The organism is Thermoactinomyces sp. CICC 10523, from assembly GCF_016055105.1.
GTDB lineage: Bacteria > Bacillota > Bacilli > Thermoactinomycetales > Thermoactinomycetaceae > Thermoactinomyces_A > Thermoactinomyces_A daqus.
In genome coordinates this window covers 49,294-75,279 of record NZ_JAECVX010000010.1, presented here as the reverse complement: position 1 = coordinate 75,279, position 25,986 = coordinate 49,294, and the positions used below count along the sequence as shown (strand labels likewise).

The following is a 25,986-nucleotide window of genomic DNA, read 5'->3' as shown; positions in this document are numbered from 1 at the left end:
ATGATGAATCCATTTAAAGGAGGATGTTTATATGCCAAAACGGCTTTGGATATTCTGTTTCACTTTTATTCTGGTTTTATCATCATTTTTAGCGGGATGTTCCAACAATAAAGCGGGCAGCCAGGAAAAAACCTTGATCTATGGCCGCGGAGCCGACTCCAAACTGCTTGATCCGATTCAAGTGACGGACGGCGAATCCCTCCATGTCACTGAACAGATTTTTGATACGCTGGTCAGATATGAACCGACATCGACCAAGGTGGAGCCGTCTTTGGCGGAGAGCTGGACAACTAGCCCTGATGGCTTAAAGTGGACGTTCAAACTGCGCCAAGGCGTCAAATTTCAGGACGGAACCCCGTTTAACGCTGATGCCGTCGTGTTTAACTTCGAGCGCTGGATGGATAAAAACAACCCCTACCACAAAGGAGGGGAATTCCCTTACTTCGGTTATATGTTTGGCGGATTCAAAGGGGATAAAGGTGCAGTTATTAAAGATGTCAAAGCATTGGACGAATACACGGTTGAGTTTGATCTCAACTATCCGCAGGGCCCGTTTTTGAGCAACCTGGCCATGTCCCCGTTTGGCATTGCTTCGCCGACCGCCATCAAAAAGGAAGGACCTGAACAATTTGCACAAAAACCCGTGGGAACCGGTCCCTTTGTCTTCGTGGAATGGAAAAAGAACGATCATATTACATTGAAGAAAAACAAGGACTATTGGCGAAAAGGTTATCCCAAGCTGGAACAAGTGATTTTCCGCTCCATTCCGGATAACACCGCTCGCTTGACCGCGCTGAAATCGGGAGACATCGATATCATGGACGGCCTGAACCCGAACTCGGTCGGACTGGTGAAAGGGGACAGCAACCTGCAACTGTTTAACCAGCCGGGGATGAATGTGGCTTATCTGGCTTTTAACACTCAGAAGAAACCGTTTGACAATCCGAAAGTGAGACAGGCGCTCAATTATGCCGTCAACAAAGAAGGGATTATCAAAAGCTTTTATTCCGGTCTGGCCGAACCGGCGGTCAATCCGATTCCTCCGTTTATGTGGGGCTATAACGGCAAAATCAAGGATTATGAATTCAATCTTGATAAAGCGAAAAAACTCTTGGCTGAAGCGGGCTACCCCAATGGTTTTGAAGTCGATTTCTATGCTCCGACCGAACCGCGCCCCTATCTGCCGGACGGCAAAAAAGTAGCGGAGTATATGCAGGCCGACTTCGCCAAAATCGGCGTAAAAACGAAAATCGTCACCTATGACTGGCAGACGTACCTGGACCGCACCGGAAAAGGGGAGCATTCGATGGCTCTCTTCGGGTGGAACGGGGATAACGGCGACCCGGACAACTTCCTGTACGTGCTCCTCGACAAAGACAATACGCGTACGCCCGATGCGGGAAACATCGCCTTCTATAAAAGCGATCCGTTGCACGATCTGTTGATCAAGGCGCAGCGTTCCAGCGATCAGGAGGAACGGACGAAACTTTATCAGCAAGCGCAGGAAATCATTAAAAACGATGCGCCGTGGGTACCGCTGGTTCATGCGACCGTACCTTATGCAGCCAAAAAAGAAGTAACCGGGTTTATCCCGCACCCGACCTCAACGCTCTACCTGGAAAATGTGGATTTGAAGTAAAAGATCGGGCCAGGAGTGGCATTGCTCTTGCGTGGGGCAATGCCACTTTCGACATAGCCAACAACGAGGTGGAAGGAAACGATGTTAGCCTATACAATTCGCCGGATTTTCATGCTGATTCCCGTCCTCATCGGGATGTCGCTCGTTACGTTTGCCATCGTCCATGCGATTCCCGGAGATCCGGCAAAAACCATTGCCGGGGAGAAAGCGTCTCCGCAGGAGTTGGCGGAAATCAGGCATAATCTGGGACTGGATCAGCCTTTTTACAAACAATATTTCCTTTATGTCAATGATTTGCTGCATGGAAATTTGGGTACTTCCCTCATCACCCATGTCCCGATTTCCGAAGAGATTCAGCTCTATCTGGCTGCGACGGCAGAGCTTTCGCTGGCGGCGATGGCGATTGCCATCTTTTTTGGTGTTAATCTGGGAATTTTATCGGCCTGGAGACAAAATTCATGGCTGGATTATTCCGGGATGGTGGTTGCTCTCCTCGGTGTCTCGATTCCGGTCTTCTGGCTGGGTTTGATGGAGCAGTGGCTGTTTGCGCAGAAGCTGGGAATATTTCCTTCCAGCGGACGAATTGATCCGCGCCTCGGCTTTGAGGGATTTTCGGGATTTTATGTGCTTGATTCCCTGTTCAGCGGAGATTTCACCGTCTTGGGAGATGTGATGATGCATTTGATTTTGCCGGCAGTCGCGCTGGGAACGATACCGATGGCGATCATCGCCAGGATGACCCGGTCCAGTGTGCTGGAGGTGCTCCGCTCCGATTTTGTGCGGACAGCCCGCGCCAAGGGATTGTCCGAATTTTGGGTGGTGTACAAACATACGTTGAAAAATGCCTGCATCCCGGTATTGACGGTGGCCGGCTTGCAAATGGGGTTGCTGCTCGGCGGTGCGGTCTTGACGGAGACGATTTTCAGTTGGCCGGGAGTGGGGCGGTATATTTACGATGCGATTGGGCAGCGCGATTACCCGGTTATTCAATCCGGCATTCTCGTGCTGGCGACGATTTTCGTGGTGATCAACCTGCTGGTCGATCTGATTTACGCTTGGATCGATCCGCGCATTCAATACGGGAAGGATTGATGTTCCATGCCATCATTGCCGGAGATGAATGAAAATTCTTCTGTCACATCGATCGATTATGCCCCCTCCATCCATGAATCGCCAGTCAGGTATTTTTTGCGGGCATTCTGGCGGCATCGTTCGGCCGCGATCGGCAGTGTCATCATTATCCTCTTTATTTTGCTGGCTGTGTTTGCTCCTGTCATCACCCCGTATCAGTATGACCAGCGCAGCAGCGCCTTATTGGCTTCACCTTCGGCCAGCCATTGGTTCGGGACGGATGATATGGGGAGGGATATTTTTACCCGCGTCATTTACGGAGCGCGCATCTCACTTCAAGTCGGTTTTTTTGCGATTGCCGGTTCGATTGTGATCGGCAGCTTCCTCGGCCTGATTGCCGGTTACTACGGCAGATGGCGGGATACGATTATCTCCCGCATTTTTGATATTTTGCTCGCCTTCCCCAGCATTTTGCTGGCCATTGCCATTGTGGCCATCTTGGGGCCGGGGTTGAACAATGCGATGATTGCCGTTGCCGTCATCAATATTCCCGCCTTCGGACGGCTGATGCGGTCACGCGTGCTGTCGGTCAAGGAAGAAGATTATATCCTGGCGGCACGGGCCATGGGGATGAAAAACAGCCGGATTTTATGGAAACATATTTTGCCCAACTGCTGGTCGCCGATCTTGGTGCAGGGCACATTGGGATTTGCGACAGCCGTCATTGAAGCGGCCGCTCTCGGCTTCCTCGGATTGGGTGCACAGCCGCCGCAACCCGAGTGGGGGACGATGCTGTCCGATTCCCGCGAATTTATTCAATTGGCTCCTTGGACGATGATTTTTCCGGGACTGGCGATTGTGTGCACCGTACTCGGTTTCAACCTGTTGGGAGATGGCCTGAGGGACTTGTTTGATCCGAGAATGAAAGAATAGGGAATGAAGCGGTGAAATAGGTTAAAATAATAGCGTGAAAAATGCAGGCAAAGGGGCGGAACAGCGGAGGTTCCATTGCCGTTCTCAAAAAAGATCGCGATTTCAAGGAGCTGACTGAATTGGCCCAATCACATGAGATCGAATACCGCATTTATGGCGATGACATGCAGTGCGTGGAAATCGAGCTGGACCCGGGTGAAAGCGTGATCGCTGAAGCGGGCGGTTTAATGATGATGGAAGACGGAATCGAGATGGAGACCATCTTTGGCGACGGGTCTTCGTCCAGTAAGGGGCTTGTCGGCAAACTGTTCGGTGCGGGCAAAAGGCTGTTGACGGGCGAAAGCCTGTTTATGACTGTGTTTACCAATGCGGGGCAGGGGAAAAGGCATCTCACCTTTGCTGCCCCGTATCCCGGAAAAATCGTTCCGTTTGACCTGGCTGCCCTCGGGGGCAAGGTAATTTGCCAGAAGGATGCCTTTCTCTGTGCGGCGAAGGGGGTCTCGGTCGGTGTTGAATTTCAGCGGCGGCTGGGAACCGGATTTTTTGGCGGGGAAGGCTTTATTATGCAAAAACTGGAAGGGGACGGACTCTCATTTATTCACGCCGGCGGCACGATTGTGGAGAAGGAACTGGGGCCGGGTGAACTGCTGCGCGTCGATACGGGATGTCTGGTTGCGATGACGCCGACGGTCGATTATGACATCCGCTTTGTCGGGGGATTCAAAACGGCCCTGTTCGGCGGGGAAGGCCTCTTTTTCGCGACATTGAAAGGGCCGGGGAAAGTGTGGATTCAATCGCTGCCGTTCAGCCGGCTGGCCAGCCGCGTTTTTGCTGCCGCCAATTACGGAAAAAAAGATGAGGGAAGTATTCTTGGAGGTCTGGGTAACCTGTTTGAAGACTAGAAAAGCTTGTGCCGAAATCGGGCACAAGCTTTTTTTTTTATGAACCAAAGTATTCTTTCCAGCGATCATCAACAAGTTTTTTGACTGCCGGATCAGATTCCAGTTCATCCGGATAGCCCGGTTTCATCCGGGTGTCGACTACAATGGGGAGGCGGTAATGCGGGCGGTGCTGCTTCCAATCCGACCGCGCATACAGGTCGTGGGCCGGGTCAAACCGTGTGAAGACCGTCCACAGAAACGCCGTCTGCCCCGAAGCGGCGGCAAGGTCGTCAACAAGGAATATAAACGGCCATTCCTGCAGGGCATCCCCGTATTGCTCCAGCAGATGTTCCGCCAGCCGGGGGTTTTGCTCAAACGGGTCGGCTTCCAGGACGAGCGCCCCTTTGCAGTAAACAGCCACACCTTGCACCCCTGGGAGATCGGGGCCGTGATATTCCGCGGGCAACGTGCGCCTGACCTCCCCGGTTCCAAGCAGTACCGCCTTGCTGCCGTGATTGAAGCGGCGTCCCGTGTAGTCGAGCGTATCCATTGAGGTATCATGGAAAATGAACAAGTCCGATGCAGGTTCAAACCGCTCCAAAACCGTTTCAAACAAGCGGTCAAATGCGTCGAGCGAAATGCTCCGGTCAGTCAGGATCAGGAATTTTGTCAGCGAGAGCTGCCCTTCGCCCAAAATGCGGAAAGCGTGGGCCATGATCTCCCGTTTGTAACTCTCCCTGACGATGGCCGCGGCCAATGGGTGGAAGCCGGTTTCCGCATATGTCCACAAATCGCGCACACCCGGCATCACCATGGGGAAAGCGGGGGAGAGAAGGCGCTGCAAAAATTCACCGAGATAGTAATCTTCCTGGCGTGGTTTGCCGACTACTGTCGCGGGATAGATCGCATCGCGGCGATGGCGGATCTCTTTCACATGGAAGACCGGGAACGGGTGCTCCAACGAATAGTAACCGTAGTGGTCGCCAAACGGACCTTCGGGACGGCGCTCATGTGGTGGAACCACGCCGGACAGGACGAATTCCGCTTCCGCGATATAAGGGTAACCGCCATCAGACGGTCTGACGACGGGCAGCTTTTCTCCGAGAATCAGGGAAGTTAAGAGCAGTTCGGGCAAAAATTCAGGCACAGGTGCAATCGCCGAAGCAATGAGCGCGGGCGGCCCTCCCAGATGCACCCGCACAGGCAGGGCTTGATTGTGCGATTCCGCTTCATAGTGGTGAAATCCTCCGCCCTTCTGGATCTGCCAGTGCATGCCAGTGGTTTGTTTGTCGAAAATTTGCATGCGGTACATACCGAGGTTATGCTGTCCCGTAACCGGGTGTTCCGTATACACAAGAGGCAAGGTGATAAACGGCCCTCCGTCTTCTTGCCACGAAGTGATGACGGGCAACCGGGTCAGATCCACTTCAGCTTGCTTTTGTTCCAGTACAGGTGCTTTACCGGCAGAAACGGGCTGACATCCCACTTTCATCAGGTCAAACAGGATGCGCCGTTCTTTCCACAGTGCACCAAGTGTGGGCGGCATTAAAGTATGGGCCAGGGAAACGATTTTTTTCATCAGTTGCTCCGGCCGCGGGCCAAAAGCCAGTTCCACCCGTCGGGAAGTACCAAAGAGATTGGTGACAACGGGAAACGAACTTCCTTTTACGTTGGTGAAGAGCAGGGCGGGACCTTCTTCGGCGATCACGCGCCGATGAATTTCCGCCAGCTCCAGATGCGGGTCGACGGGAGCCGCTATTTCCACAATCTCTTTTTCTTGACGCAATTGTGTAAGAAAACTTCGCAGGTTTCTGTGCAAGTCGATCATCTCTCCCGAATCAGGCATGCAGATCAAACGGATGAAAATCCGCAAGCCTGCGTCTATTCAGTGTTTGGTCAAATGCCCTGATATTTTTCGTTTCTCTGTGACAAAGATAGCATATCGGGTCAGGGAAGCCAACACATCCGGATGCGGAAAACATCAATGGCCTGTCGAAGAGATTCAGGGGTCGATAAGAAAGCACTCGAAGGAGGGACCCGCCTGTCCGAGAAACTGTGGTATATTATGGTTAAGTCATCCCGGTATGGGAAATGACAGGGAGAGAGTTTTTGCCCCGCATGAAGGGAGTGTCGAACAATGAAAGTGATTGTATATTCCCGGCCGCATTGTATTGAATGCAATGTTTTGAAGCGATTTTTAAATGATTATAAAATCGAATACGAAGTACGCGATTGTGCAGAAAACCCCGCCTTTTTGGAAGATGTAAAAAAACTGGGTTTTCTGGGCGTTCCTGTTACAGTCATCGGGGATACGGCGATTCAAGGCCTGAAGCCGGACGCGATTTTAGAAGAATTAAAGAAACAAAAAGCCTAGTTTTTGAGATAACCTGCCGGAATTGGCAGGATTTTTTATTTATTTTCTTAAAGAATTTATATATAATAAGTACACATCCGATTTTTCAAAAAAATAAAAATCGGCTTATCCGAAGAGGAGGTTTTGCCGTGCAGCTATTCCGTAAAAAGAGTATTGACGCCTCGATTCAAACGAGCCGTCAGGGAACTCAGCTCAAGAGGGAGTTAAAAGCGACTGATTTGGCCATGCTGGGGATTGGTGCCATCATCGGAACCGGGATCTTTGTTCTGACGGGTGTTGGTTCGCTGACAGCGGGTCCCGCCTTGATTTTATCTTTTGTGATCGCAGGTTTGGCCTGTTTGTTTGCAGCTTTGGCCTATGCTGAATTTTCCTCGCTGGTGCCGGTTTCCGGGTCGGTGTACACTTACAGCTATGCCACGTTGGGAGAATTTGTCGCTTGGATTATCGGATGGGATTTGGTTTTGGAATATTTGTTGGCGGTTAGTGCAGTATCGTCCGGTTGGTCCGGTTATTTCAAATCGCTGTTGGAAGGGTTCGGCATACATCTGCCTGCGGCGCTAACCAATGCACCAGGGGGATCAGTGCCCGGAGCCATCGTCAATTTGCCTGCACTTGTCATTGTCTTAATTATTACTTTTTTACTTTCAATCGGTGTAAAAGAGTCAAAATGGGTTAACAACATCATGGTTGCCATTAAGTTGATTGTCGTTGCATTATTTATAATTGTTGGAATTTTCTATGTAAAACCGGCCCATTGGTCTCCGTTCATGCCTTTTGGTTTCTCCGGAGTCGGTTTGGCTGCCGCGACCGTCTTTTTCGCCTACCTCGGTTTTGATGCTGTCACCACCGCGGCGGAGGAAACGCGTGACCCGCAAAAAGATTTGCCCAAAGGCATTTTGTGGTCGCTCGGCATCTGCACGTTCCTCTATATTATTGTGACGGCCATTCTGACGGGGATTGTGCCCTATCAAAACTTTGCCAGCCATCAAGATGCTCCGGTCGCTTTCGCGATGCAATTCGTCCATCAAAACTGGCTGGTCGGACTGATCAGCCTGGGGGCATTAGTCGGGATGTTTACCGTGATGCTGGTCATGTTGTACGGACAGATTCGCATCATCTTCTCCATGTCGCGTGATGGTTTGTTGCCCCCGATTTTTTCCCATGTTCACCAGCGATATCGTACGCCTTACGTGACCACCTGGTCATTTGGGATCTTCGCTGCGTTGCTCGGAGCTTTTGTGCCGCTTGACGAATTGGCCCAATTGGTCAATCTGGGGACGCTGGCCGCATTTGTTCTGATTTCGATCGCCGTTATGGTCCTGCGCTACAAACAGCCGGATCTGCCGCGGAAATTCAAAACGCCTTTGATGCCGTTGGTGCCGATTTTGGCGATTATCTTCTGCGTCTTTTTGATGGTTCAGCTTCACGAAGCGACATGGATTCGCTTTCTGATCTGGCTGGCAGTAGGTTTGATCATCTATTTCATCTATGGTTACCACAGCTCCAACCTGAATAAAAGAAAAAGCGATGAACAAAAAGCTGGGTAAATCACAAATGGAAAAAGCATGATGGAGGGACTTAGCCATCATGCTTTTTTTTGGTTGAGGAATGGATCGGGTGAGTGGTTTCGGAACTGGCCGAACGGTGGCGGCGTTTCTTCCGTTTCCATTTCAGATAGGCCTGCCGTTCCCATTTTTTCAGCAATGGATAGGGATCAAATGAGTAGGTGCTTTTTCCGTTGAATTTGTATATTCCATAGTGAAGGTGGGGCGGGAATTTGCCGGCAGTTCCCGGCGGCCCGTAACCGGAAGAACCGACGCTGCCGATCAGATCGCCCGGTTTGACGACATCTCCTTTTTTCAGCCCTTTGCGGAAGCCGTTCAGATGGGCGAAATAGTGATAGTTATTGTTGACGTCGCGGATTCCGATGCGCCACCCCCCATAGCGGTTCCAGCCAATCAATTCAACATAGCCGTAGCAGGTGCTCAGTACGGGCGTTCCGTAGTTGGCGAAAATATCCGTTCCTTCATGGATGCGCAGACCTCCCCAGCCGCGGCGGTCTCCCCAGGTATTGTGATACGTGTAATTATATTGAAGCGGGATCGGGAAGCGGCGTTCTTCCAGATGGAGCGTTTGGTATCTGGCGTAGATTTTCGCGATGTGCGTGATCACATCCACCGTGGTCGGATGTTTGTAATAGTCCCAGATCCGTTCGCGGATTTGTTCTTCTTTCAAACCTTTTTGCGCCAGAAAGGAAGCGACGGAGTAGAGAACATCAAGGTCATCCTGTGGATCTGCCTTGCCGTCACCGTTGGCATCCTTTCCGATTCCCTGAAAAAAGGCAATCGATTCAGGCACCCGGTCATCAGGGTCAGGATTGATCCGGCCTGCCCACAAGGAGGAGGGAACCTCAATTGAAGTGAGCCTTTTCTTTCCGCTTTTTTCTTTTTTGTTTTTGGCAGCATGTGCATTTTTCTCATATTGGTCCATGGCTGCCAGATATACCCACGGCACGCCGGTTAATGTTTCCATGGTTTCATACAGGTGAAGTTTGTCCGACGCTTCCTGATCTTTGTCCGACGCGTCAACAGAACATGGAAAAGCGGAAAACAACAAAAAAAAGCTTAGCAGGATTTTACAGCTTTTTACCATCATGACCACCGATTTTTGGTTTAAAAGGTTTTACAGATAGTTTGCCTGGCATTCATCGAAAACATTTTGGCATTTTCAGGGAGGAATTCGGAAAGGGGAGACCGACGCTCGGGACAGGATACAAAAAAGGCATGATCCTGGGGAGGTCATGCCTTCACGGGAGGAGGTTATGTTGTTTGTGCTTTGATTTTGCTTATATAGGAATTGAGTTGATCCAACATCAAAAAGGCTGCTTTGACGCCGCCGGCCGTATTCCAGATCACATCATCCACTTTAAACGCACGATGTTTTTTAACCGCCTGGAGATTGGCCCAAAGCGGATCGCTTAAAAACGTCTCTTCCTGTTTATTTCCTTTTTTGTCGCCTGTATCATAGGTGAAATAGAAGATAATGTCTCCGTCGGCTTGTGGAATTTGTTCTTTTGTGATCGTGACCGCAAAGGAATTTTTATTTTGCAGCGGCGGGCGCTGAAACCCGACATCTTTTAAAATCACGCCGGAAAAGCTGTCCAGTTGGTAGAGTCTCGTTTCCCCGGACAAAAAGCGAACCATGGAAACTTTCTGATTCAGAAGGTCTCCGGCGTTTTTCCGCACTTCGGCCACCTTTTGCTCATATTCCTTGAGGACTTTGTTGCCTTCTTTTTCTTTATTGAGCGCTTTGGCATACAGGGAGAAATTGACTTTCCAATCCCCGCGCAAGGTTTCAGCAAACACGGTCGGGGCGATTGCCGACAATTGTTCATATACCTTTTCCTGGCGCATTTTATTTCCGATGATCAAATCCGGTTTTAAACTGGCGATCGTCTCCAGATCAGGCTGGCTCTCCGTTCCGACTACAGTCACACCTGTCAGTTCTTTTGCCAGATGAGGGTACCAGGGATGGCCGGTAAAACCTTTAACCGCTCCCACCGGCTTGACTCCCAGAGCAAGGCAGGCTTCCAGACCTTCATTGGTAAGGACGACAACGCGTTTCGGATGGGTCGGGACGATGGATTGCCCCATTGCATGTTGAATCGTGCGGCCGCTCTCTTTGGTTTGATCTGATGAATCAGATGAGCTGCATCCCGCAAGCACAAGGGAAAAGAGAGCGAGTGCAAGGAACGGGGGAAGAATTGCTTTTATGGAACGCACCGAATATGCTCCTTTCGTTATAAATGATAATGATTATCATTTCCTGATTTCTTCTTTACTATAAAAATAAAGAAGCCGGGTGTCAATTATTTTGATAATGATTTTCAACCTCATTGACATCATCTTTTCCTTTTTCTAGACTTAAGTTGGTCTGGAAGAAAGAGAGGTAGTGGATATGGGGGGTTTATATACCGGGCGGTTCAAATGGGCCGGACTGCTCGCCGGAGTGGTGTTGGTTGCTGTTTTGGCCATGATCAGTATCAGTGTCGGCGTTACCCGGGTTCCGCTTTCAACGGTGGTGGAGTCATTTATTCATTATCAGCCGACAAATAATGAGCATTTGATTATTCGGACAACCAGAGTTCCCCGAACGGTGTTTGCGCTCGTCGTCGGAGCAAGTCTGGCCGTGGCCGGGGCACTCATGCAAGCTTTGACGAAAAACCCGCTCGCATCACCGGCGACACTCGGGGTAAATGCCGGAGCCAGCTTATTTATTGTCGGAGGGGTGACGCTTTTTTCGATCACTGCCGTCCCGTCCTTGATGATTCTTGGCTTTATCGGGGCAGCTGTCGCGGCGGCAATCGTTTATTTTCTGGGATCCGTCGGCCGGGAGGGACTGAGTCCGTTGAAACTAACCCTGGCCGGAGCCGCAATTGCCGCTTTTTTTGCTTCGATCACACAGGGAATGTTGGTGATGAATGAAAAGGGACTGAATGAGCTGTTATTCTGGCTGACCGGCTCAGTTGAAGGACGGAGCCTGGAAAGTGCCCTGCCGGTGTTTCCCTTTATGTTGGTCGGATGGTTGCTGGCGTTGTGGATGGCACCCAATATTGACATCTTGACGATGGGAGAAGATGTGGCCAGGGGACTGGGAATGAAAACTGGTTTGATCAAAGGAATCGGCGCGCTGATCGTCGTTTTGCTGGCCGGTGGCTCGGTTGCGGTGGCCGGTCCGATCGCTTTTGTCGGGCTGGTAGTTCCCCATTTTGTTCGTGCCTGGGTCGGAGCAAGCCACCGGTTCATCATTCCTTATGCCGCCGTTTACGGAGCCGCTTTGCTTATGGCGTCCGATATTGCCGGACGATTGGTGATGAATCAGCAGGAGATTCCGGTTGGGGTGATGACGGCTATTCTTGGAACCCCGTTTTTTATTTATCTTGCGGGCAGAAAGGGGAGTGAGGAAGGATGAAGCGGTACACTTCCCTCCGCCTTGGTTCGCGCTTCTCCGCCTTGATTGACTGGCGAGCCGTCTCGATCTTGTTTTTGCTTGCCGCATTCGCTTTTCTTGTCATGGTGCTCAGTGTCGGAGTAGGTCGGGTTCAGCTTTCTCCGCTCGATGTGATCCGGGTCTTTTTGGGGATCGGGTCCAAATTTGATCAATTGATCGTTGAGACATTCCGTCTGCCGCGCATCCTCCTGGCGCTGATTGCCGGAGCCTCGCTGGCCGTTTCCGGCGCTCTTTTGCAGGCGGTGATCCGAAATCCGTTGGCCTCACCAGATATGGTCGGGGTCACGGGCGGTGCCTCAGTCGGAGCGGTTACGGTGATCACTTTTTTCAGCGACCGTTCCACCAACCTTTCAGTTTCATTATTTTGGGTGCCGGCCGCATCGTTTATCGGGGCGGCTGTCATTGTGGGACTGTTGCTCTTTTTCTCCTGGGGAAAAATCTCCCCGTTCCGGCTGGTGCTCCTGGGGATCGGTTTCACGCTGGCTACCCAGGCGGCAACCAATTTCATTATTCTGATCGGTCCGCCGTTTAGTGCCTTGCAAGCGAAAACCTGGCTGACCGGAAGTATTTACGGGAGCAATTGGAACCAGGTTGCTGTTTTGCTCCCCTGGCTTGCCCTTTTGCTACCGCTGGCTTTCGTGTTTTCCCGCCATCTCAATGTTTCGCAAATGGGCGATTCGTTGGCAACAGCTCTTGGTGCCCGTCCCTCCCTCCAGCGGCTGTTGGTTTTATTGATTGCGACAGCGCTTGCCGGAGCTGCCGTATCCTTTGTCGGTACGATCGGCTTTGTCGGATTGATCGCTCCTCATGCGGCGCGCAAATTGGTCGGAGCCGCCTACGGTCTTTTGTTGCCGGCGTCGGCACTGTTGGGAGCCATCATGGTCATGGGTGCCGATTTGCTGGGGAGAACTTTATTTGCACCACTGGAAGTGCCGGCCGGTGTGCTGATAGCCGTGATCGGCGCCCCCTATTTCCTCTTTTTGCTCTATTGGAGTCGGAAAAAGTAAGAGGAAAAGGGATGATTTGGCGTAAGTTGATCTACTTTGTGGTAATATAATCTTGTTGTATTGTTTGCAGCCAAGGTACAGCGGGCGATCGTACCTGCAGTGAGGAGGGAGCATTATGGCAGAAAGCCAATCTCAGGCTAGAGAACGTAAACCGGAATGGTTAAAAATTCGTCTAAATACAAATGAAAACTATCAAGAGCTTAAAAAGATGATGCGGAGCAAAACCTTGCACACCGTATGTGAAGAGGCTCGTTGCCCCAATATTTTTGAATGCTGGGCCAATCGGACGGCCACATTCATGATCCTGGGGGACATTTGTACGCGGGCTTGCCGTTTTTGTGCCGTCAAAACCGGTCTTCCGACGGAACTGGATTGGCAGGAACCGGAGCGCGTCGCTGAGGCAGTGGAACAGATGGGGGTACGCTATGCGGTTGTGACCTCCGTTGCGCGTGACGATTTGAAAGATGGCGGCGCGGCGATCTTTGCGGCGACCATCAAGGCGATCCGCAAACGCAATCCCTTTACCAGTGTCGAAGTGTTGATCCCGGACTTCATGGGGAATTGGGATGCGCTGAAAGTGGTGATGGATGCGAAACCGGATGTGCTCAATCACAATATCGAAACCGTAAGGCGCCGCTCTGACCGCGTTCGCTCCAAGGCAAAATATGACCGTTCGCTCGAGCTTCTGAAACGGGCCAAAGAGATGCAACCGCAGATCCCGACCAAATCAAGCATCATGGTGGGAGTCGGTGAAACATTTGATGAAGTGGTTGAGGCAATGCAAGATTTGCGGGCGCATGATGTGGATATTGTCACGATCGGTCAATATTTGCAACCGACCAAAAAGCATTTGAAAATCGACCGCTATTATACGCCGGACGAATTTAAGCAGTTGAGAGAAATCGGACTGAGCATGGGCTTTTCCCATGTCGAATCGGGGCCGTTGGTGCGCAGCTCGTATCATGCGCATGAGCAAATGGCATCCGCTCAGAAAAAAGAGGAGAAAATGGCATAAAACCGACTGGCAGGTGATAATGGCAGATCATTATCGCCTGCTTTTTTTATGGAATATGGTCACACAAAAAACCAGCCTTCCAAGCCGAAAAGCTGGTTTTCCCGCTTAATCCTGCCTCGGGTTCATTTGGCTCCGCCTGTTCGGTTGTGATGATTCATTCACTTCCGGAGGGGTGGTATCGCCCATTTCCCGGAGAAGCTGTTCCAAATCCCCTCTGATCCCTTCTACATCATAATCGCTCGTCATCCGCATGCCGATGGAATTGATCTGCGACTCCAGGGTGCGGTTTTCCGTCACGTGAACCTTAAAGTAGCGGGGAGTAATACTTTCCGCAGTACGCTTTGCCTCTTTTACCGTTTTTGGATCCATGCGTCCGTTTTTCGTTTTAATCCCAAGAAATACATGATCATCTGTAACAAGTGCGGTGGCTTCCTTTACATTGGGCAAAACCGTGACCATTTGCGCGATATGCTTTGCCAGGAGGGGGCGGTCCACAAAGACATCGGGTCCTGCGGCACGACCGTTTTGATGATAATTTTCCGGTGTGTATTTGAAATATCCGATTTCGTTCTGCCCACCGCCGCGTGCATTTTCCTCACCGTTAATTTCATCATTTCGCACCATCCCGATCCGCGAATCCTGATCTTTTTCCCGGTACAGCGGTTCATGGGTTTGTTGTAATCCCTGATCTGCCTGCTGCTGGTCATCATTGTTACAGGCGGGGATGAGAAGAAGCATCGCCGCGAACAGAATTAGGTATCGTCGTTTCATCGAAGTTTCGGCACCTCCTTTTTTTAACGTGCCCAAACAACGGCAATCCATACGAAAAAGGATGAAGATGTTAACGGGAGGATATGGTAACATATAAATGTAAAATTGGAATAGAAAAGGTAGGACGTTTATGGAGCGAATTCATATAAATGGGTTGGAGTATGAACTCCTTTCCAACCATCGCAACGGTTGGAATATGGAAGCTTTTCGCAAACGGTTCAGTGAGATCCTGGAAAAATATGATTATGTCGTCGGCGATTGGGGATATGGTCAGCTGCGACTGAAAGGTTTCTTTGCCGATGATCACACCCGGGCCACAACAGAAACCAAGATCAGTTATTTACAAGAATATCTAAATGAATTTTGCAACTTCGGATGTGCCTATTTTGTGCTCAGAAAGGTGAAAAGTGCAAAGCCAGCCCGGAAGGAATAGGGCTGGCTTTTTTACGGGTTCGGTTGATCGTGTGTTGGATGGCTTCCCGGAAATTGGCGTTCAATCCCTTCATGAAATTCGCGCATTTCGTAGGTGAATTGCGGTCCGGCATGTTGACCGGGGCGCCATGGTGTGGATTTCCCCAAGCGATATGAGGTTGCCGCTCCGTAAGGGCCGTCGGGGAATTCTTCGGGCACAAGTTCGCTGCGATGCGACTCGACGGTGCCAAGTTCTTTGCTTTTATTTTGCCGGCTCATGCCTCATCTCCTCCTTCCTTTCTAACGTGCGGAAGAAAGAGGAGAAATATTCGTCAGACAACCGTATGTAAAAATTGCTTTAATTCCTCTGCTTCTGCTTCCGAAATCTGATAGACGTGTTCCAAATAACCGGGTTCTTCCAGATCATCCGGCCCGATGATGGCAAAACGGTTGGATTGCAGGTCGAGAACCAAAACTTTTCCGTAAAAGCGTTCGGTTGTCACAATGGCGAGGTCAAAACGGTTGGATTCACCGACAAAGCTGATAAAGCGGGTATGGGTTTTTTCCGATTCATCGTATAAAAACATCAGATCTTGGTTTGACATGCGAATGGCTCCTTTTTGCTCAACTTCCTTCCATTATACAATAACGATCATAACTTGTCGGTACAATCCGGACGGAAGCATTGGCAAAACCGGAAAGTGCCCCGCCACCTGCAGATCCGATGATTACGTTCACGGGGGCAATCCCGTTTTTGCGGGCTATAAAAGGCCGAAAAAGCGCGTTTTTTTCTGGCGACGCGGAAGTAACCCCTGTTCGCTGGTAGCAGCGGTCAGTCGCTGGGTAAAGGTCACATTGCGCAATTCCATTCGGAGTTGATCCTGTTTTTTGCGGACTTCGTCGAACATCTGCTGCACCTCATTGGCGGAAACGGAATCGATGCTTACGGCGACCAGTTTATGCTCCATTTCCTCCAGGGTGGTGAACAGCCCGAAGATGTGATTTTCCAGCCGGTCCATCCGGTCAAACAGCTCTTCAACCATTTCCCCGACGCTGTCGAGTGTTTCCGTGATCTGCTGCAGGGTTTCGTCCGGCAATTCCGTGTCTGTCAATTCAGACTGATCGGGTCTCAGATGAATTTTTCCCTCTTTGATCAAGTCCATGCGCACTTGCTTCATCGATTTTTGCGGTTCCGAAAGACGGTTCTGGATGTCGGACAGCCGTTTCAGGCCCTCCTCAGTCAAGAGATAATGCCCTCTTTCATTCCAATCCGGTTGAATATAATCTTCAAACATATCAATCCACTTGCGAACCGTTCGAGCCGTCACTTGTAAACGTTCGGCGGCTTCTCTCGTCGAAATGCCCGCTTCCTGATTATTCATTGCCAGACAGCCCTCCTTGCAAGAATATTATTACTTTTACGATTTCGAGGGATGTAAATAAATTCCTTCTCGCTGACAAAGGAAGTCAGGAGCTGACAAAACCTGCTGTCCGGCAACAATTGTGACCACCCGCTCCACAGAAAGACCCCTCCGCATTTGTTCCTTGGAGGGGGTACGCTTTTACTGATAGGGAAATTGTGTGCGATAGTTCGCGAATTGCTGCGCTTTTTGCGCGATCTTGCCGGCAGGCGCCGCCTCCAGTTTGTACCATCCTTTTTGATGCATCAAGTCGAATAGTTGATGCTGCGCCTGGTGAATCTCGTTTAACAGTTGCATTTGCGTCTGAAACAGTTGCGGATTGCTCGCTTCATTGACAGCGGCATTGTAACCGTATGAGATATATTTTTCCGTGGACAAGATATCGTTGATAAAGTCACGGTCGTTCATTTGCGGCCCTTTTACCTTTGGCAAACCGGTTGATTTTTGCGATGTATCGGCATTCGATTGAAACTGCATCGTCTTCCCTCCTCATCAATTCATCTGTCGGTTGGCGGCGTTCGGTTGGCTTGTTGAAGCGGCGCCGGTGGAAGATTGTATTTGCGATAACAGCATTTCATAATGGCGCTGATGCATTTGTCCGATTTGATTGATGAGTGATTGCACGGATGCATCTTGGCACAGGCCGGCATAATGGTTGCATTTTTTCATTGCCAGCAATTCCCAGGACATTTCATCGGTCAGATAATGAAGATCTTTGTCGGAAAGCTGCACCTTACTGTCCCTCCTTTTCAGATCAACAACAGCTGCTCCTTTTAGCATCTATTCTTTGCGATTGCAGGAGGGTTTATTCTGAACAGTCTTGGGCTGATGTTTCCTTTCATTCCGGACAGGCGTTATAATTTATCACGTGAAAGCATTAATGAATTTCAACAATTTGGCATCTGATTGTGTGACACTTCTCCTGCCTTATTTTCGTTGTTGTAAATGGAAAGGTCAGGTTTTACGGAAGATTGGGGGAACGCGGTGTGATTTATGATGTAAACGTAAACAGGATTAAGGAGCAATTATCCCATCTTGAGCTATGTGCAGACCTGCTGGAGCGTCTGGCTGTCGGAAAAAGGGAGCTGGAAGAGCGATTTGCCGCGGAACGGGCGCTCCATTTGGCATCTGAATGCATGATTGATGTGGGGAGTGTGATGATCGACGGATTCATCATGCGAGACCCCGGAGGATATTTCGATATTGTCGACATTTTGGAAGACGAGCGGGTGATCGATCGCGAAACCGGAAGCAAGCTCAGGAATCTGCTGTCCCTGAGGGAGCGTTTGGTTCGCCGTTACACCGAGACGGCATGGACGGATCTGATCCCGTATGTGCAGGATTCCGGCTGGTTCGCGGATTTTGCCAAACAAGTGAAAACTTATCTACAAAAGGAACTCGGTGAACAAAGTATACGATAAAAAAGGGTATAGAAGTAAAAAGGGGCTTTTTGTGGCCGAGGGAAGGTGAAGGGCATGAATGGAGCGAGTTCTACCCGCAGACAGATTATGATGATGTTAAAAACCGAGGGAGCTCTTACCGTCGGGGAAATCGCCGAGCGGTTGGGTGTTACGGAAATGGCCGTTCGCCGGCATATCAATACGCTGGAACGGGACGGTTTGATCGCGGCCAAATTGCTCCGTCAGGCGATGGGACGTCCGACGAATCAATATTATTTGACGGAAAAATCGGAGGACTGTTTTCCTAAAAGCTATTCCAATTTCACCCTGGATTTGTTGCAGGATCTCGAGGAAAATCACGGGTTGGAAATGATAGAACAAGTATTTCGCAGCCGGGAAAAACGGCTGACGGAAGAGTACCAGGCCGATTTCTCCGGCAAAAGCCTGGATGAAAAAGTGGAACTTTTGGCGAAGATCCAGGATTCCAAAGGCTATATGGTTGAAGTGAACAAACAAGAGGACGGAAGTTATCGGCTGGTGGAATACAATTGTCCCATTGCCCAAGTGGCCAACCGGTATAACCATGCCTGCAAGTGTGAGATCAATTGGTTTAAAAAGCTGCTCAATGCCGATGTCGAACGGATGGAGTGCAAGGCAAAAGGGGGACAAAACTGCATATACACCATCCGGGCACGGCAAATGGCCAAAATATGATTTTTTACGCAGCATCAGGCGGGCGGCACGTTCCTTGTGCCGTCAGCTTGATTGCGAATTGAGAAGACCATGGGGGTTGGCGCTTTTCTTTGCTCCCGGCTCCTTCGTCGAAAGGCCGCTGCTAAGCACCAATCTCCTTCTCCTTAATTGTCAACAGGCTTGCGGCACATTTCTTGTGCCGTTTTCATTTGTGGTACAATCAAATGGAAGCAACCGCGACTGTGAATTGAAATGAAGCGGGGAATGAGGTTTTTATTGCGGGAGGGAAAGAGATGCCGTCTTGGTACGAAGAAAGTTTTGGCGAAGATTATTTGATCGTATACAAACATCGCACTCGCGAAGATGCAATATGTGAAGTCGGAAAAATAAGCCGGTGGCTTCATCTGCGCGAGAATGACCTCATTCTGGACTTGTGTTGCGGAACCGGCAGACATACACTCAGCCTGGCCAAGCGTGGATACCATGTGGTGGGGCTGGATTTGTCAAAAGTTTTGCTGACTCATGCCGTGAAAGATGCCGGTGAGTTGGCGGTTCCCTTCATTCACGGGGATATGCGATATCTCCCCTTTGTCGACGAAATGTTTGACGTGGTCCTGAATTTGTTTACCTCTTTTGGCTATTTTTCCGATGATGAGGATAATCAGCAAGTGCTTCGGGAGATTGCTCGCGTATTGAAGCCGGGAGGGCGTTATCTCCTCGATTTTCTCAATAAATCATATGTGGTGCAAAATCTTGTTCCCAAATCGGAACGGGAAGAAGACGGTGTCCGCATCCGGGAGGAACGCTGGATTGACGGGGATTTTGTGTGCAAAGCGATCACGATCACGGATGAAAGTGGAACACGCCGGTATCAGGAACGAGTCAAAATGTACGATTCCGGGCAATTGGAGCAGATGCTGGAGAAAGCGGGTCTCAATGTGGAAAAAAGATATGGCAGTTTTGCCGGCGAGCCGATCCAGTCTTCCAGCAAGCGAATCATTTTAATAGGTTGTGTGAACAAATGAAGGAATATAAAGGATACTTTATTGATTTGGATGGCACGTTGTACCGGGGTACTGAATTGATCCCGGAAGCGCTCGAGTTTGTCCGCGAGCTGGACCAAAAGGGAATCCCTCATCTTTATCTGACCAACAATTCGTCCCGCACACCGGAGCAAGTTGCGGATAAGCTGCGGCAATTTGGATTTCCGGCCCGGCCCGGGCAAGTTTATACAACTGCTCTGGCGACTGCTCAATATGTGCAGGAAAACTTTCCTGATGCGCGCGTCTATGTGATCGGGGAAGAAGGACTGTTGCAGGCGCTGAAAGAGAAAGGATGCCGCATTACGGAGGAGCATCCCAATGCTGTTGTGGTCGGAATCGATCGCGGGTTTACATATAAAAAGATGAAAAAAGCTTGTTTGGCGATTCGGGCGGGGGCGACGCTGATCGGTACCAATGCGGACCGGGCCTTGCCGACAGAGGAGGGGCTTTTGCCCGGAAGCGGTTCACTGGTGGCCGGCATTTCTGCCGCAACCGGAGTGAAGCCGTTATTCATCGGGAAACCGGAGCCGATCATTCTCCGCTATGCCTTGAAAAAATTGGGGGTTGCTCCGGAAGAAGTGCTGATTGTCGGTGATAACCTGGATACGGACATCCGTGCCGGGATCGAAGGCGGAATGGACACGCTGCTGGTCTTTACGGGAATTACAACGCCCGAGATGGCGGAAAAGGCTGAGATTAAAGCAACCTACACTGCCCGAAACCTGAGGGAATGGATGAACCGGGCAAACGAAGAGAGGCGAGCGCATTGAACGATATCCGGGAAGATATTATCGAAGTTCCGTTGCCATTGCCTTTTGCATTGAAAGTGGTCAACTGTTATCTGATCAAAGGAAAAAACGGATTCACAATCATTGATACCGGCCTTCATACCGATCAGGATTTGCAGGTCTGGGAAGAAGCGCAAGCAAAGCATGGCTGGTCGTGGAACGATGTTGAAAAAATTGTGCTGACCCATTATCACCCGGATCACTACGGACTGGCGGGAACATTGCAGCAGCTGACCAATGCCCCTGTTTATCTCTCGCGAACAGACTGGGAGCAGGCTCAGTTCTTTTTCGGGCGGAAAAGCGATATGCCGGAACGGATGGCCGCTTTTTTTGCCGAACATGGCTTGACGGAAGACTGGGTGAAAAAAATCCCCGGCCACTTGCGCAGTTTTCACAGTTGGGTTGAGCCGCATCCAGAGCCGACATGGATTGCTCCGGGGGAAACGATTCGGATGGGGGATCGCGATTATCAGGTGATTCATACCCCGGGCCATGCGGACGGTCATCTCAGTTTTTATGATCCCGAACGCCAAATCATGATCGGCGGTGATTTCCTGTTGCCGAAAATTACCCCGAACATCAGTTTATGGCCGGGGGCTGATCCCAATCCCCTCGCCACTTATCTGTCCACCCTGGATAAGATGAAAAAAGTGCCGGTAAAGCGAATATTTCCGGCTCATGGCAACGCCTTTACTCATTACCGGGAGCGGATTGCCCAATTGGAAGAACACCATGAGGCGCGTCTGCAATTGATTGCGAAATACGTCCGGGACCTGGGAGAGCCGACGGCATATGATGTGTGCAAGTGCCTGTTTGGAGACCGCCTGTCCATTCACAACCTGCGGTTTGCCCTTTCCGAAACGTTGGCCCATCTGGAGTATTTGCGGGTAAAAGGGAAGATGGATCTGTTTGAAAAAGAGGGAACTAAGCGATATCGCTGCAAAGTGGATTAAGATGAAATCCTGAGTGACTCGGAGGGACGCTGGGGAACCATTGAGCGACCATCTCGGGACACAGGGAGGTCTAGGGGGGGCATACCGGCCCGTCTGGAAATGCGCTTTGACGGAAACAAACGTTGACAGAAAAGGCGGTTTCTCCATGGATGAGTGTGATCCGGAAGGAAACCGCCCCATCTGGTGGAACTTGTTGTGGATGTGCCGGTCAATCCGGCGGAGCTTGTTTGCGGTTATGGGCGAGCCGGGAGGAGGCGGAGGCCGCGATCGCTCCGACGATATCATCCAGGAAGGTATGGATTTCCCCGTCGTGCTTGTCATTTAAACGTTTCAATACACCCGGTTTGACGCGGTCGATATAGCCGTAGTTGGTCAGACCGATACTTCCGTAAACATTGAGAATGGCCATTGACAACACTTCATCAATTCCGTATAAACCCTCATCGCGAACCAGCATATCCAACAGCGGTTCTTCGAGCTGCCGGCGCTCCGCCAGCATATCGAGTTGTATTCCCGTCAGCACCGCGTTTTGCACTTCTCTTTTTTTCAGCACTTGCTTTACATTTTCCAGGCATTCCTCGAGGGTTAAGCTTGGCAGATAATCTTTCTGCAAGAAAAACGTGAGTTCAGCGATTTCTTTCAGTTCGACCCCGCGTTTGGCGATCCACTGCAAGGTCGTTTGATACAGTTCCTCTTCCGATACACAATTCTGGGTTGACCCGGTCATACGGCGATACTCCTTTAAATCAGGTGAAATTCTTGAATAACTGCAACTGGGAATGATCCTTATGATGGACCCCGAATACCCCAACAATCCAGGGATGAAAGACTGGGAAAGTCAGGAGCGGGCATTGCGCTCCAAACTCGCAACGGAAGGCGGCAAGAGCCCGGCATACCAAAAAGCCCCCAACATTTTCTGCTGACATGCAAGGCAGCCTGTTTTTCTATTTTCTCCTGACATGGTGAGTTTATGAAAAAGAGAGGTGATGGAGATGGAGAGAAAAGTGGCACTGGTTACCGGCGGTTCAACGGGGCTGGGCAAAATGGCTGCGGCCCAGTTGGGAAAAGCCGGATATCGATTGGCGGTAAATTCGCGGACGGATCGCGGGCATGCGGACGGTCTCTCCCCAATCCTGGGGCCGGAAGAAGGAGAAGTGCTCCGTGTTTACGGCAATGTCAGCCGGAGAGAAGAAGCTGAACAGGTTGTCGCTGAAACCCTGGCACACTACGGCCGGCTCGATGTCCTCGTTCATGCGGTTGGCCCTTTTATTCGCGAGCGCAAATGGTTTGTGGAGCATTCGGCGGCGGAAATTGAGGAGATGATTGCAGGCAACCTCCTGAGCGCCATGTGGATCACACGTGCGGTTCTTCCCGGGATGCGCAAACGAAAATGGGGCCGAATCATTTTTTTCGGGTTTGGCAGAGCGATGGAGGCACCGGCATGGCCGGATCGTTCCGTATACGCCGCAGCGAAAACCGGACTGGTTTCCTTTACGAAAACATTGGCTGTTGAAGAAGCACCGTTCGGCATTACCGTCAATATGGTTTGTCCCGGGGATATCGTCGGGAATAACAAGGAAATGCTGATAGATCAGGTGCGGATGCTAAACGATGAAGAAACGCCGCGGGGACGACCGGGCAGTGGCGAGGATGTGGCACGGGTCATCCGTTTTCTTGTCGAAGAAAAGTCTGATTTTGTGACCGGAAACTTGATTAATGTGACAGGAGGCCTCGATGTCATTCACCCTGTTTCCAAGAGGAAACACCCTGATTTCTAGGCACCTCACCCTCACGTCGCGAATAGAATAACACGACGAGGGGTGAGGGATTATGTCATCTGATTTTCAGCCCGGATATTTGTCCGAACTTACCGGAGAAGAGCAATTGGAAATGCTCCTCCACTACCATTACGGTTTTCACGTGAAAGAGGCCAAGCCGATTCGCGGCATTGTTCGTTTGCGAACCGATCAGGGCACTTATGTGCTGAAAAGGGTGAAACCGGGAGAGAAAGATCGTTGGCACTTGATCAAGCAAGTGGCGGAACACGTCAACGGGAAGCAAGAGAAGCGCGTAACTCTTCCGGAACCGCTTGATACAGGAGCGAAGAAACTCTATTTTGACGGGTTTCGCTATGCCTATGTGCTCTTGCCCTGGATGGAGGGGGAAACGGTATCGCTCTCCGGCCTGAATGAGTGGGCCCGTCTCTCAGAGTCACTTTCCCTCCTGCATCAGGCGACAGCAGATTTTCAACCTTCAAAGGAGCATGCGGAATATTCCCGGCTGTCCGCCAAAGAATCACATCTGAAAAAGGCTTTGCAACAGATTGAAATTTTTCATTTGGCTGCTAAATTAACTTCCTATCCAAGTGATTTGGACCGGACATGGTTGGACATTTCCGGCTATACCATCGGCATGATGGAAAATATGATCAAATATTATCAAAAAATCAACGGCGACGAGGCATGCCGGGAAACGGTCAAATTCGGCAAGATCTGCCATTCCCGGCTGCATCGGCATAATTTGTTGCAAGCTGGCGAACAATCCGTTTTTCTCGATTGGAATGAGATGACCCTCGACGTGAGAACGGCCGATCTGGCCGATTGGTTGATGTATGCCTATGGATGCACGGGCAGCCCCGGGGTTTTGCAGGCGATTCTTGCAGGTTATCAGCAGGTGGCTCCGCTGGATGAATCCGAGTATTCACTCATTTATGCCCAGTTTTTGTTTCCCGGAAAATTGACACGACTTCTGCAAAATGTCTATTTGAATCAAACATTGTCGGAAACAGCCGCTGTTTCCCGCGTCCGTACGGCGATTGATATCGAGGAGAAAAAAGAAGGGCTGCTAAAAATGTACGCCAATGTTGTCAAAGATCATTTCGGAGTGACTATTCCGCAGTTGGACTGGTTGGAAACGAAGAAATCATAACGGATGTACAAAATTATGAAAGGCAGCAAACGACGGATTCGCCGTAAATATTGAGAATCGACAGATCCGGTCCCTTGGGGCCTTTTTTATTTGATTTTGATAATCTATTGCACAATATGAAATCGTTTACAATTTAATAAATTTAATTTATCATTATAACAAGATGAAGCTGATGAACCAAACTTGTATAATCGCTGAAACAAATGCAGGAAGGAGCGAATCAAATTGCGCCGAATCCTGAATAATCTGACCTTCCAAGTGGTTGTGGCCATTATCGTGGCAGTGGCGCTCGGGGTTTTGTGGCCTGACGGGGCAAAGCAGATGAAACCGCTTGGGGACATGTTTATCAATCTTGTAAAAATGGTGGTGGCCCCGATCATTTTCCTGACCATTGTCTTGGGGATCGCCAAGATGGGGGATATGAAAAAAATCGGTCGTGTCGGAGGAAAGGCGATTTTATATTTTGAGCTCGTCACCACCTTTGCCTTGATAATCGGGGTGCTGGTCGCTCATCTGCTTCACCCGGGGGCGGGAATCGATGCGAGCAAGCTGGACAAAGGGGATATTTCGCAATATACGAAAAGCGGGGAAGAAATGGATTGGGTCGGGTTTTTTGTCAATATCGTTCCTTCCAGCATGATCGGCGCTTTTGCCGAAGGGGATACCCTGCAAGTGGTCTTTTTCGCCGTGATTTTCGGTTTTGCCTTGGCCGGTTTGGGGGATTACGGAAAAAACATCATTGATCTGTTTGAACGGTTTTCCAAGGTTTTTTTCAAAATTGTCTCCTATGTTATGAAGGTGGCTCCGCTCGGCGCTTTTGGCGGAATGGCCTATACAATCGGGAAATTTGGGATTAAATCGCTGTTGCCGCTGGGAAAATTGATGCTTTCCGTCTATTTGACGATGATCCTGTTTGTTTTTGTCGTTCTGGCGCTGATTTGTCGTATGTATCAATTCCGGATCTGGCATTATCTTCGATTTATCAAGGAAGAATTGTTAATCGTCCTTGGAACTTCTTCCTCGGAGGCGGTCCTGCCGCGCATGCTGGACAAAATGGAGAAGTTCGGATGTTCCAAATCTGTTGTCGGTCTGGTGATCCCGACAGGATATTCATTTAATCTGGATGGCACCTCCATTTATCTCTCGATGGCTGTTATCTTTTTATCACAGGTTTTTCACGTTCACCTTTCCATCTGGCAACAAATCACCATTATTGCAATTTTGATGTTGACTTCCAAGGGGGCTGCGGCCGTCACGGGTGGGGGATTTATTGTCCTCGCTTCCACATTGGGTTCGATGAATTTGATTCCGGTCGAGGGATTGGCGCTGCTGATCGGGGTGGATCGCTTTATGTCGGAAGCTCGGGCGATTATCAACTTGATCGGAAATGGGGTGGCAACCATGGTTGTCGCCAAGAGCGAGAACGAATTTGATGAAGAAAAATATAAGGAAGCGGTTCTCGCTATGAACAAGAAAGAATCGAAAATATCGGCTTGACCGATGGCATGGAAAAGCCACGGATCCCTTGTGACAGGGGAAACGGGGCTTGTTTTTTTTGCGAAAGTTTGTTGCAGGCCGGGGTGTGGTGTCCTTGGAATTCTGCTTAGTTTCATCTTATGATTGTGTCAGACAAGGCAGAATCTAGGTG

The 25,986-nt window shown here is 50.2% G+C and carries 28 protein-coding genes; 18 read left to right on the top strand and 10 right to left on the bottom strand.

Annotated features, from left to right (window positions below; all coding sequences use genetic code 11):
* The first annotated feature begins 31 nt into the window (after positions 1-31).
* The 4 genes from I8U19_RS12785 to I8U19_RS12770 all read left to right on the top strand — a co-directional run bounded on the left by I8U19_RS12785 (position 32) and on the right by I8U19_RS12770 (position 4,545).
* On the top strand, positions 32-1,639 hold the full coding sequence (locus tag I8U19_RS12785) for an ABC transporter substrate-binding protein (RefSeq protein WP_198056073.1): 1,608 nt from the start codon (positions 32-34) through the stop codon (positions 1,637-1,639).
* An 81-nt stretch (positions 1,640-1,720) separates the two neighbouring features.
* Entirely contained in the window at positions 1,721-2,731 is a 1,011-nt protein-coding gene (locus tag I8U19_RS12780; RefSeq protein ID WP_198056072.1) for an ABC transporter permease, read from the top strand.
* A gap of 24 nt (positions 2,732-2,755) precedes the next feature.
* A complete protein-coding gene (nikC, locus tag I8U19_RS12775) occupies positions 2,756-3,643 on the top strand; it encodes a nickel transporter permease (protein WP_198056105.1) in 888 nt (295 codons plus the stop codon).
* 119 nt (positions 3,644-3,762) lie between these two features.
* Positions 3,763-4,545, top strand: a complete 783-nt coding sequence (locus tag I8U19_RS12770) for a TIGR00266 family protein (protein WP_033099599.1) — start codon at positions 3,763-3,765, stop codon at positions 4,543-4,545.
* Positions 4,546-4,582: 37 nt separating this feature from the next.
* Here I8U19_RS12770 and I8U19_RS12765 read toward each other — a convergent pair whose 3' ends face one another.
* Positions 4,583-6,343, bottom strand: coding sequence for a UbiD family decarboxylase (locus I8U19_RS12765; protein ID WP_370589778.1), 1,761 nt, complete (start codon positions 6,341-6,343; stop codon positions 4,583-4,585).
* Positions 6,344-6,661: 318 nt separating this feature from the next.
* On the opposite strand from I8U19_RS12765, the gene I8U19_RS12760 reads away from it, so the two are divergent.
* Both I8U19_RS12760 and bcaP read left to right on the top strand, forming a co-directional pair.
* Complete coding sequence (locus I8U19_RS12760) at positions 6,662-6,898, top strand: glutaredoxin family protein (RefSeq protein ID WP_033099508.1); 237 nt, start codon at positions 6,662-6,664, stop codon at positions 6,896-6,898.
* A 128-nt stretch (positions 6,899-7,026) separates the two neighbouring features.
* On the top strand, positions 7,027-8,445 hold the full coding sequence (bcaP, locus tag I8U19_RS12755; RefSeq protein ID WP_370589257.1) for a branched-chain amino acid transporter BcaP: 1,419 nt from the start codon (positions 7,027-7,029) through the stop codon (positions 8,443-8,445).
* A 31-nt stretch (positions 8,446-8,476) separates the two neighbouring features.
* Here bcaP and I8U19_RS12750 read toward each other — a convergent pair whose 3' ends face one another.
* Together I8U19_RS12750 and I8U19_RS12745 are read right to left on the bottom strand one after the other, a co-directional pair.
* Positions 8,477-9,553 carry a M23 family metallopeptidase gene (locus I8U19_RS12750; protein WP_081943667.1) on the bottom strand — a complete coding sequence of 359 codons (1,077 nt, stop codon included), beginning with the start codon at positions 9,551-9,553 and terminating at the stop codon, positions 8,477-8,479.
* Positions 9,554-9,717: 164 nt separating this feature from the next.
* Positions 9,718-10,680, bottom strand: coding sequence for an ABC transporter substrate-binding protein (locus tag I8U19_RS12745; protein WP_198056070.1), 963 nt, complete (start codon positions 10,678-10,680; stop codon positions 9,718-9,720).
* 175 nt (positions 10,681-10,855) lie between these two features.
* Here I8U19_RS12745 and I8U19_RS12740 point away from each other — a divergent pair, with 175 nt between their 5' ends.
* The 3 genes from I8U19_RS12740 (at position 10,856) to lipA (ending at position 13,930) form a co-directional block, all read left to right on the top strand.
* The gene (locus I8U19_RS12740) at positions 10,856-11,869 is read left to right on the top strand and encodes a FecCD family ABC transporter permease (RefSeq protein ID WP_198056069.1); all 1,014 of its coding nucleotides are present in this window, start codon (positions 10,856-10,858) and stop codon (positions 11,867-11,869) included.
* A complete protein-coding gene (locus I8U19_RS12735) occupies positions 11,866-12,915 on the top strand; it encodes a FecCD family ABC transporter permease (RefSeq protein WP_198056068.1) in 1,050 nt (349 codons plus the stop codon). Before I8U19_RS12740 ends, I8U19_RS12735 begins: the two co-directional genes overlap by 4 nt.
* Positions 12,916-13,030: 115 nt before the next feature.
* A complete protein-coding gene (gene lipA, locus I8U19_RS12730) occupies positions 13,031-13,930 on the top strand; it encodes a lipoyl synthase (RefSeq protein ID WP_033099505.1) in 900 nt (299 codons plus the stop codon).
* 105 nt (positions 13,931-14,035) lie between these two features.
* Here lipA and I8U19_RS12725 read toward each other — a convergent pair whose 3' ends face one another.
* On the bottom strand, positions 14,036-14,701 hold the full coding sequence (locus I8U19_RS12725) for a YhcN/YlaJ family sporulation lipoprotein (protein WP_198056067.1): 666 nt from the start codon (positions 14,699-14,701) through the stop codon (positions 14,036-14,038).
* A gap of 130 nt (positions 14,702-14,831) precedes the next feature.
* On the opposite strand from I8U19_RS12725, the gene I8U19_RS12720 reads away from it, so the two are divergent.
* On the top strand, positions 14,832-15,134 hold the full coding sequence (locus tag I8U19_RS12720) for a YutD family protein (RefSeq protein ID WP_033099503.1): 303 nt from the start codon (positions 14,832-14,834) through the stop codon (positions 15,132-15,134).
* Positions 15,135-15,145: 11 nt separating this feature from the next.
* On the opposite strand, the gene I8U19_RS12715 is transcribed toward I8U19_RS12720, so the two are convergent.
* The 5 genes from I8U19_RS12715 to I8U19_RS12695 all read right to left on the bottom strand — a co-directional run bounded on the left by I8U19_RS12715 (position 15,146) and on the right by I8U19_RS12695 (position 17,265).
* Complete coding sequence (locus I8U19_RS12715; protein WP_033099502.1) at positions 15,146-15,391, bottom strand: hypothetical protein; 246 nt, start codon at positions 15,389-15,391, stop codon at positions 15,146-15,148.
* Between the two features lie 53 nt (positions 15,392-15,444).
* Positions 15,445-15,717, bottom strand: a complete 273-nt coding sequence (locus tag I8U19_RS12710; RefSeq protein WP_033099501.1) for a DUF3055 domain-containing protein — start codon at positions 15,715-15,717, stop codon at positions 15,445-15,447.
* Between the two features lie 156 nt (positions 15,718-15,873).
* Entirely contained in the window at positions 15,874-16,494 is a 621-nt protein-coding gene (locus I8U19_RS12705) for a helix-turn-helix domain-containing protein (RefSeq protein WP_033099500.1), read from the bottom strand.
* A 180-nt stretch (positions 16,495-16,674) separates the two neighbouring features.
* The gene (locus I8U19_RS12700; RefSeq protein WP_033099499.1) at positions 16,675-17,010 is read right to left on the bottom strand and encodes a spore coat protein; all 336 of its coding nucleotides are present in this window, start codon (positions 17,008-17,010) and stop codon (positions 16,675-16,677) included.
* A 15-nt stretch (positions 17,011-17,025) separates the two neighbouring features.
* On the bottom strand, positions 17,026-17,265 hold the full coding sequence (locus tag I8U19_RS12695) for a hypothetical protein (protein WP_370589393.1): 240 nt from the start codon (positions 17,263-17,265) through the stop codon (positions 17,026-17,028).
* Positions 17,266-17,519: 254 nt separating this feature from the next.
* On the opposite strand from I8U19_RS12695, the gene I8U19_RS17510 reads away from it, so the two are divergent.
* The 5 genes from I8U19_RS17510 (at position 17,520) to I8U19_RS12670 (ending at position 21,410) form a co-directional block, all read left to right on the top strand.
* Complete coding sequence (locus I8U19_RS17510; RefSeq protein WP_052153930.1) at positions 17,520-17,954, top strand: DUF86 domain-containing protein; 435 nt, start codon at positions 17,520-17,522, stop codon at positions 17,952-17,954.
* Between the two features lie 54 nt (positions 17,955-18,008).
* A complete protein-coding gene (locus tag I8U19_RS12685; RefSeq protein WP_198056065.1) occupies positions 18,009-18,647 on the top strand; it encodes a helix-turn-helix transcriptional regulator in 639 nt (212 codons plus the stop codon).
* Positions 18,648-18,919: 272 nt separating this feature from the next.
* Positions 18,920-19,651 (top strand): class I SAM-dependent methyltransferase, encoded by a 732-nt coding sequence (locus tag I8U19_RS12680; RefSeq protein ID WP_033099497.1) that lies wholly within the window; start codon positions 18,920-18,922, stop codon positions 19,649-19,651.
* Complete coding sequence (locus tag I8U19_RS12675; protein ID WP_198056064.1) at positions 19,648-20,439, top strand: TIGR01457 family HAD-type hydrolase; 792 nt, start codon at positions 19,648-19,650, stop codon at positions 20,437-20,439. Before I8U19_RS12680 ends, I8U19_RS12675 begins: the two co-directional genes overlap by 4 nt.
* Complete coding sequence (locus tag I8U19_RS12670; RefSeq protein WP_198056063.1) at positions 20,436-21,410, top strand: MBL fold metallo-hydrolase; 975 nt, start codon at positions 20,436-20,438, stop codon at positions 21,408-21,410. Before I8U19_RS12675 ends, I8U19_RS12670 begins: the two co-directional genes overlap by 4 nt.
* Positions 21,411-21,618: 208 nt before the next feature.
* Here the strand turns inward: I8U19_RS12670 and I8U19_RS12665 are convergent, their stop codons facing one another.
* Positions 21,619-22,137 carry a phosphatidylglycerophosphatase A family protein gene (locus I8U19_RS12665; protein WP_033099494.1) on the bottom strand — a complete coding sequence of 173 codons (519 nt, stop codon included), beginning with the start codon at positions 22,135-22,137 and terminating at the stop codon, positions 21,619-21,621.
* Positions 22,138-22,402: 265 nt separating this feature from the next.
* Between I8U19_RS12665 and I8U19_RS12660 the strand changes: the two genes are divergently transcribed.
* The 3 genes from I8U19_RS12660 to I8U19_RS12650 all read left to right on the top strand — a co-directional run bounded on the left by I8U19_RS12660 (position 22,403) and on the right by I8U19_RS12650 (position 25,835).
* Positions 22,403-23,188 carry an SDR family oxidoreductase gene (locus tag I8U19_RS12660; RefSeq protein ID WP_198056062.1) on the top strand — a complete coding sequence of 262 codons (786 nt, stop codon included), beginning with the start codon at positions 22,403-22,405 and terminating at the stop codon, positions 23,186-23,188.
* 52 nt (positions 23,189-23,240) lie between these two features.
* Complete coding sequence (locus tag I8U19_RS12655; protein WP_198056061.1) at positions 23,241-24,338, top strand: phosphotransferase; 1,098 nt, start codon at positions 23,241-23,243, stop codon at positions 24,336-24,338.
* A gap of 225 nt (positions 24,339-24,563) precedes the next feature.
* Positions 24,564-25,835, top strand: a complete 1,272-nt coding sequence (locus I8U19_RS12650; RefSeq protein ID WP_198056060.1) for a dicarboxylate/amino acid:cation symporter — start codon at positions 24,564-24,566, stop codon at positions 25,833-25,835.
* The last annotated feature ends 151 nt before the right edge of the window (positions 25,836-25,986 follow it).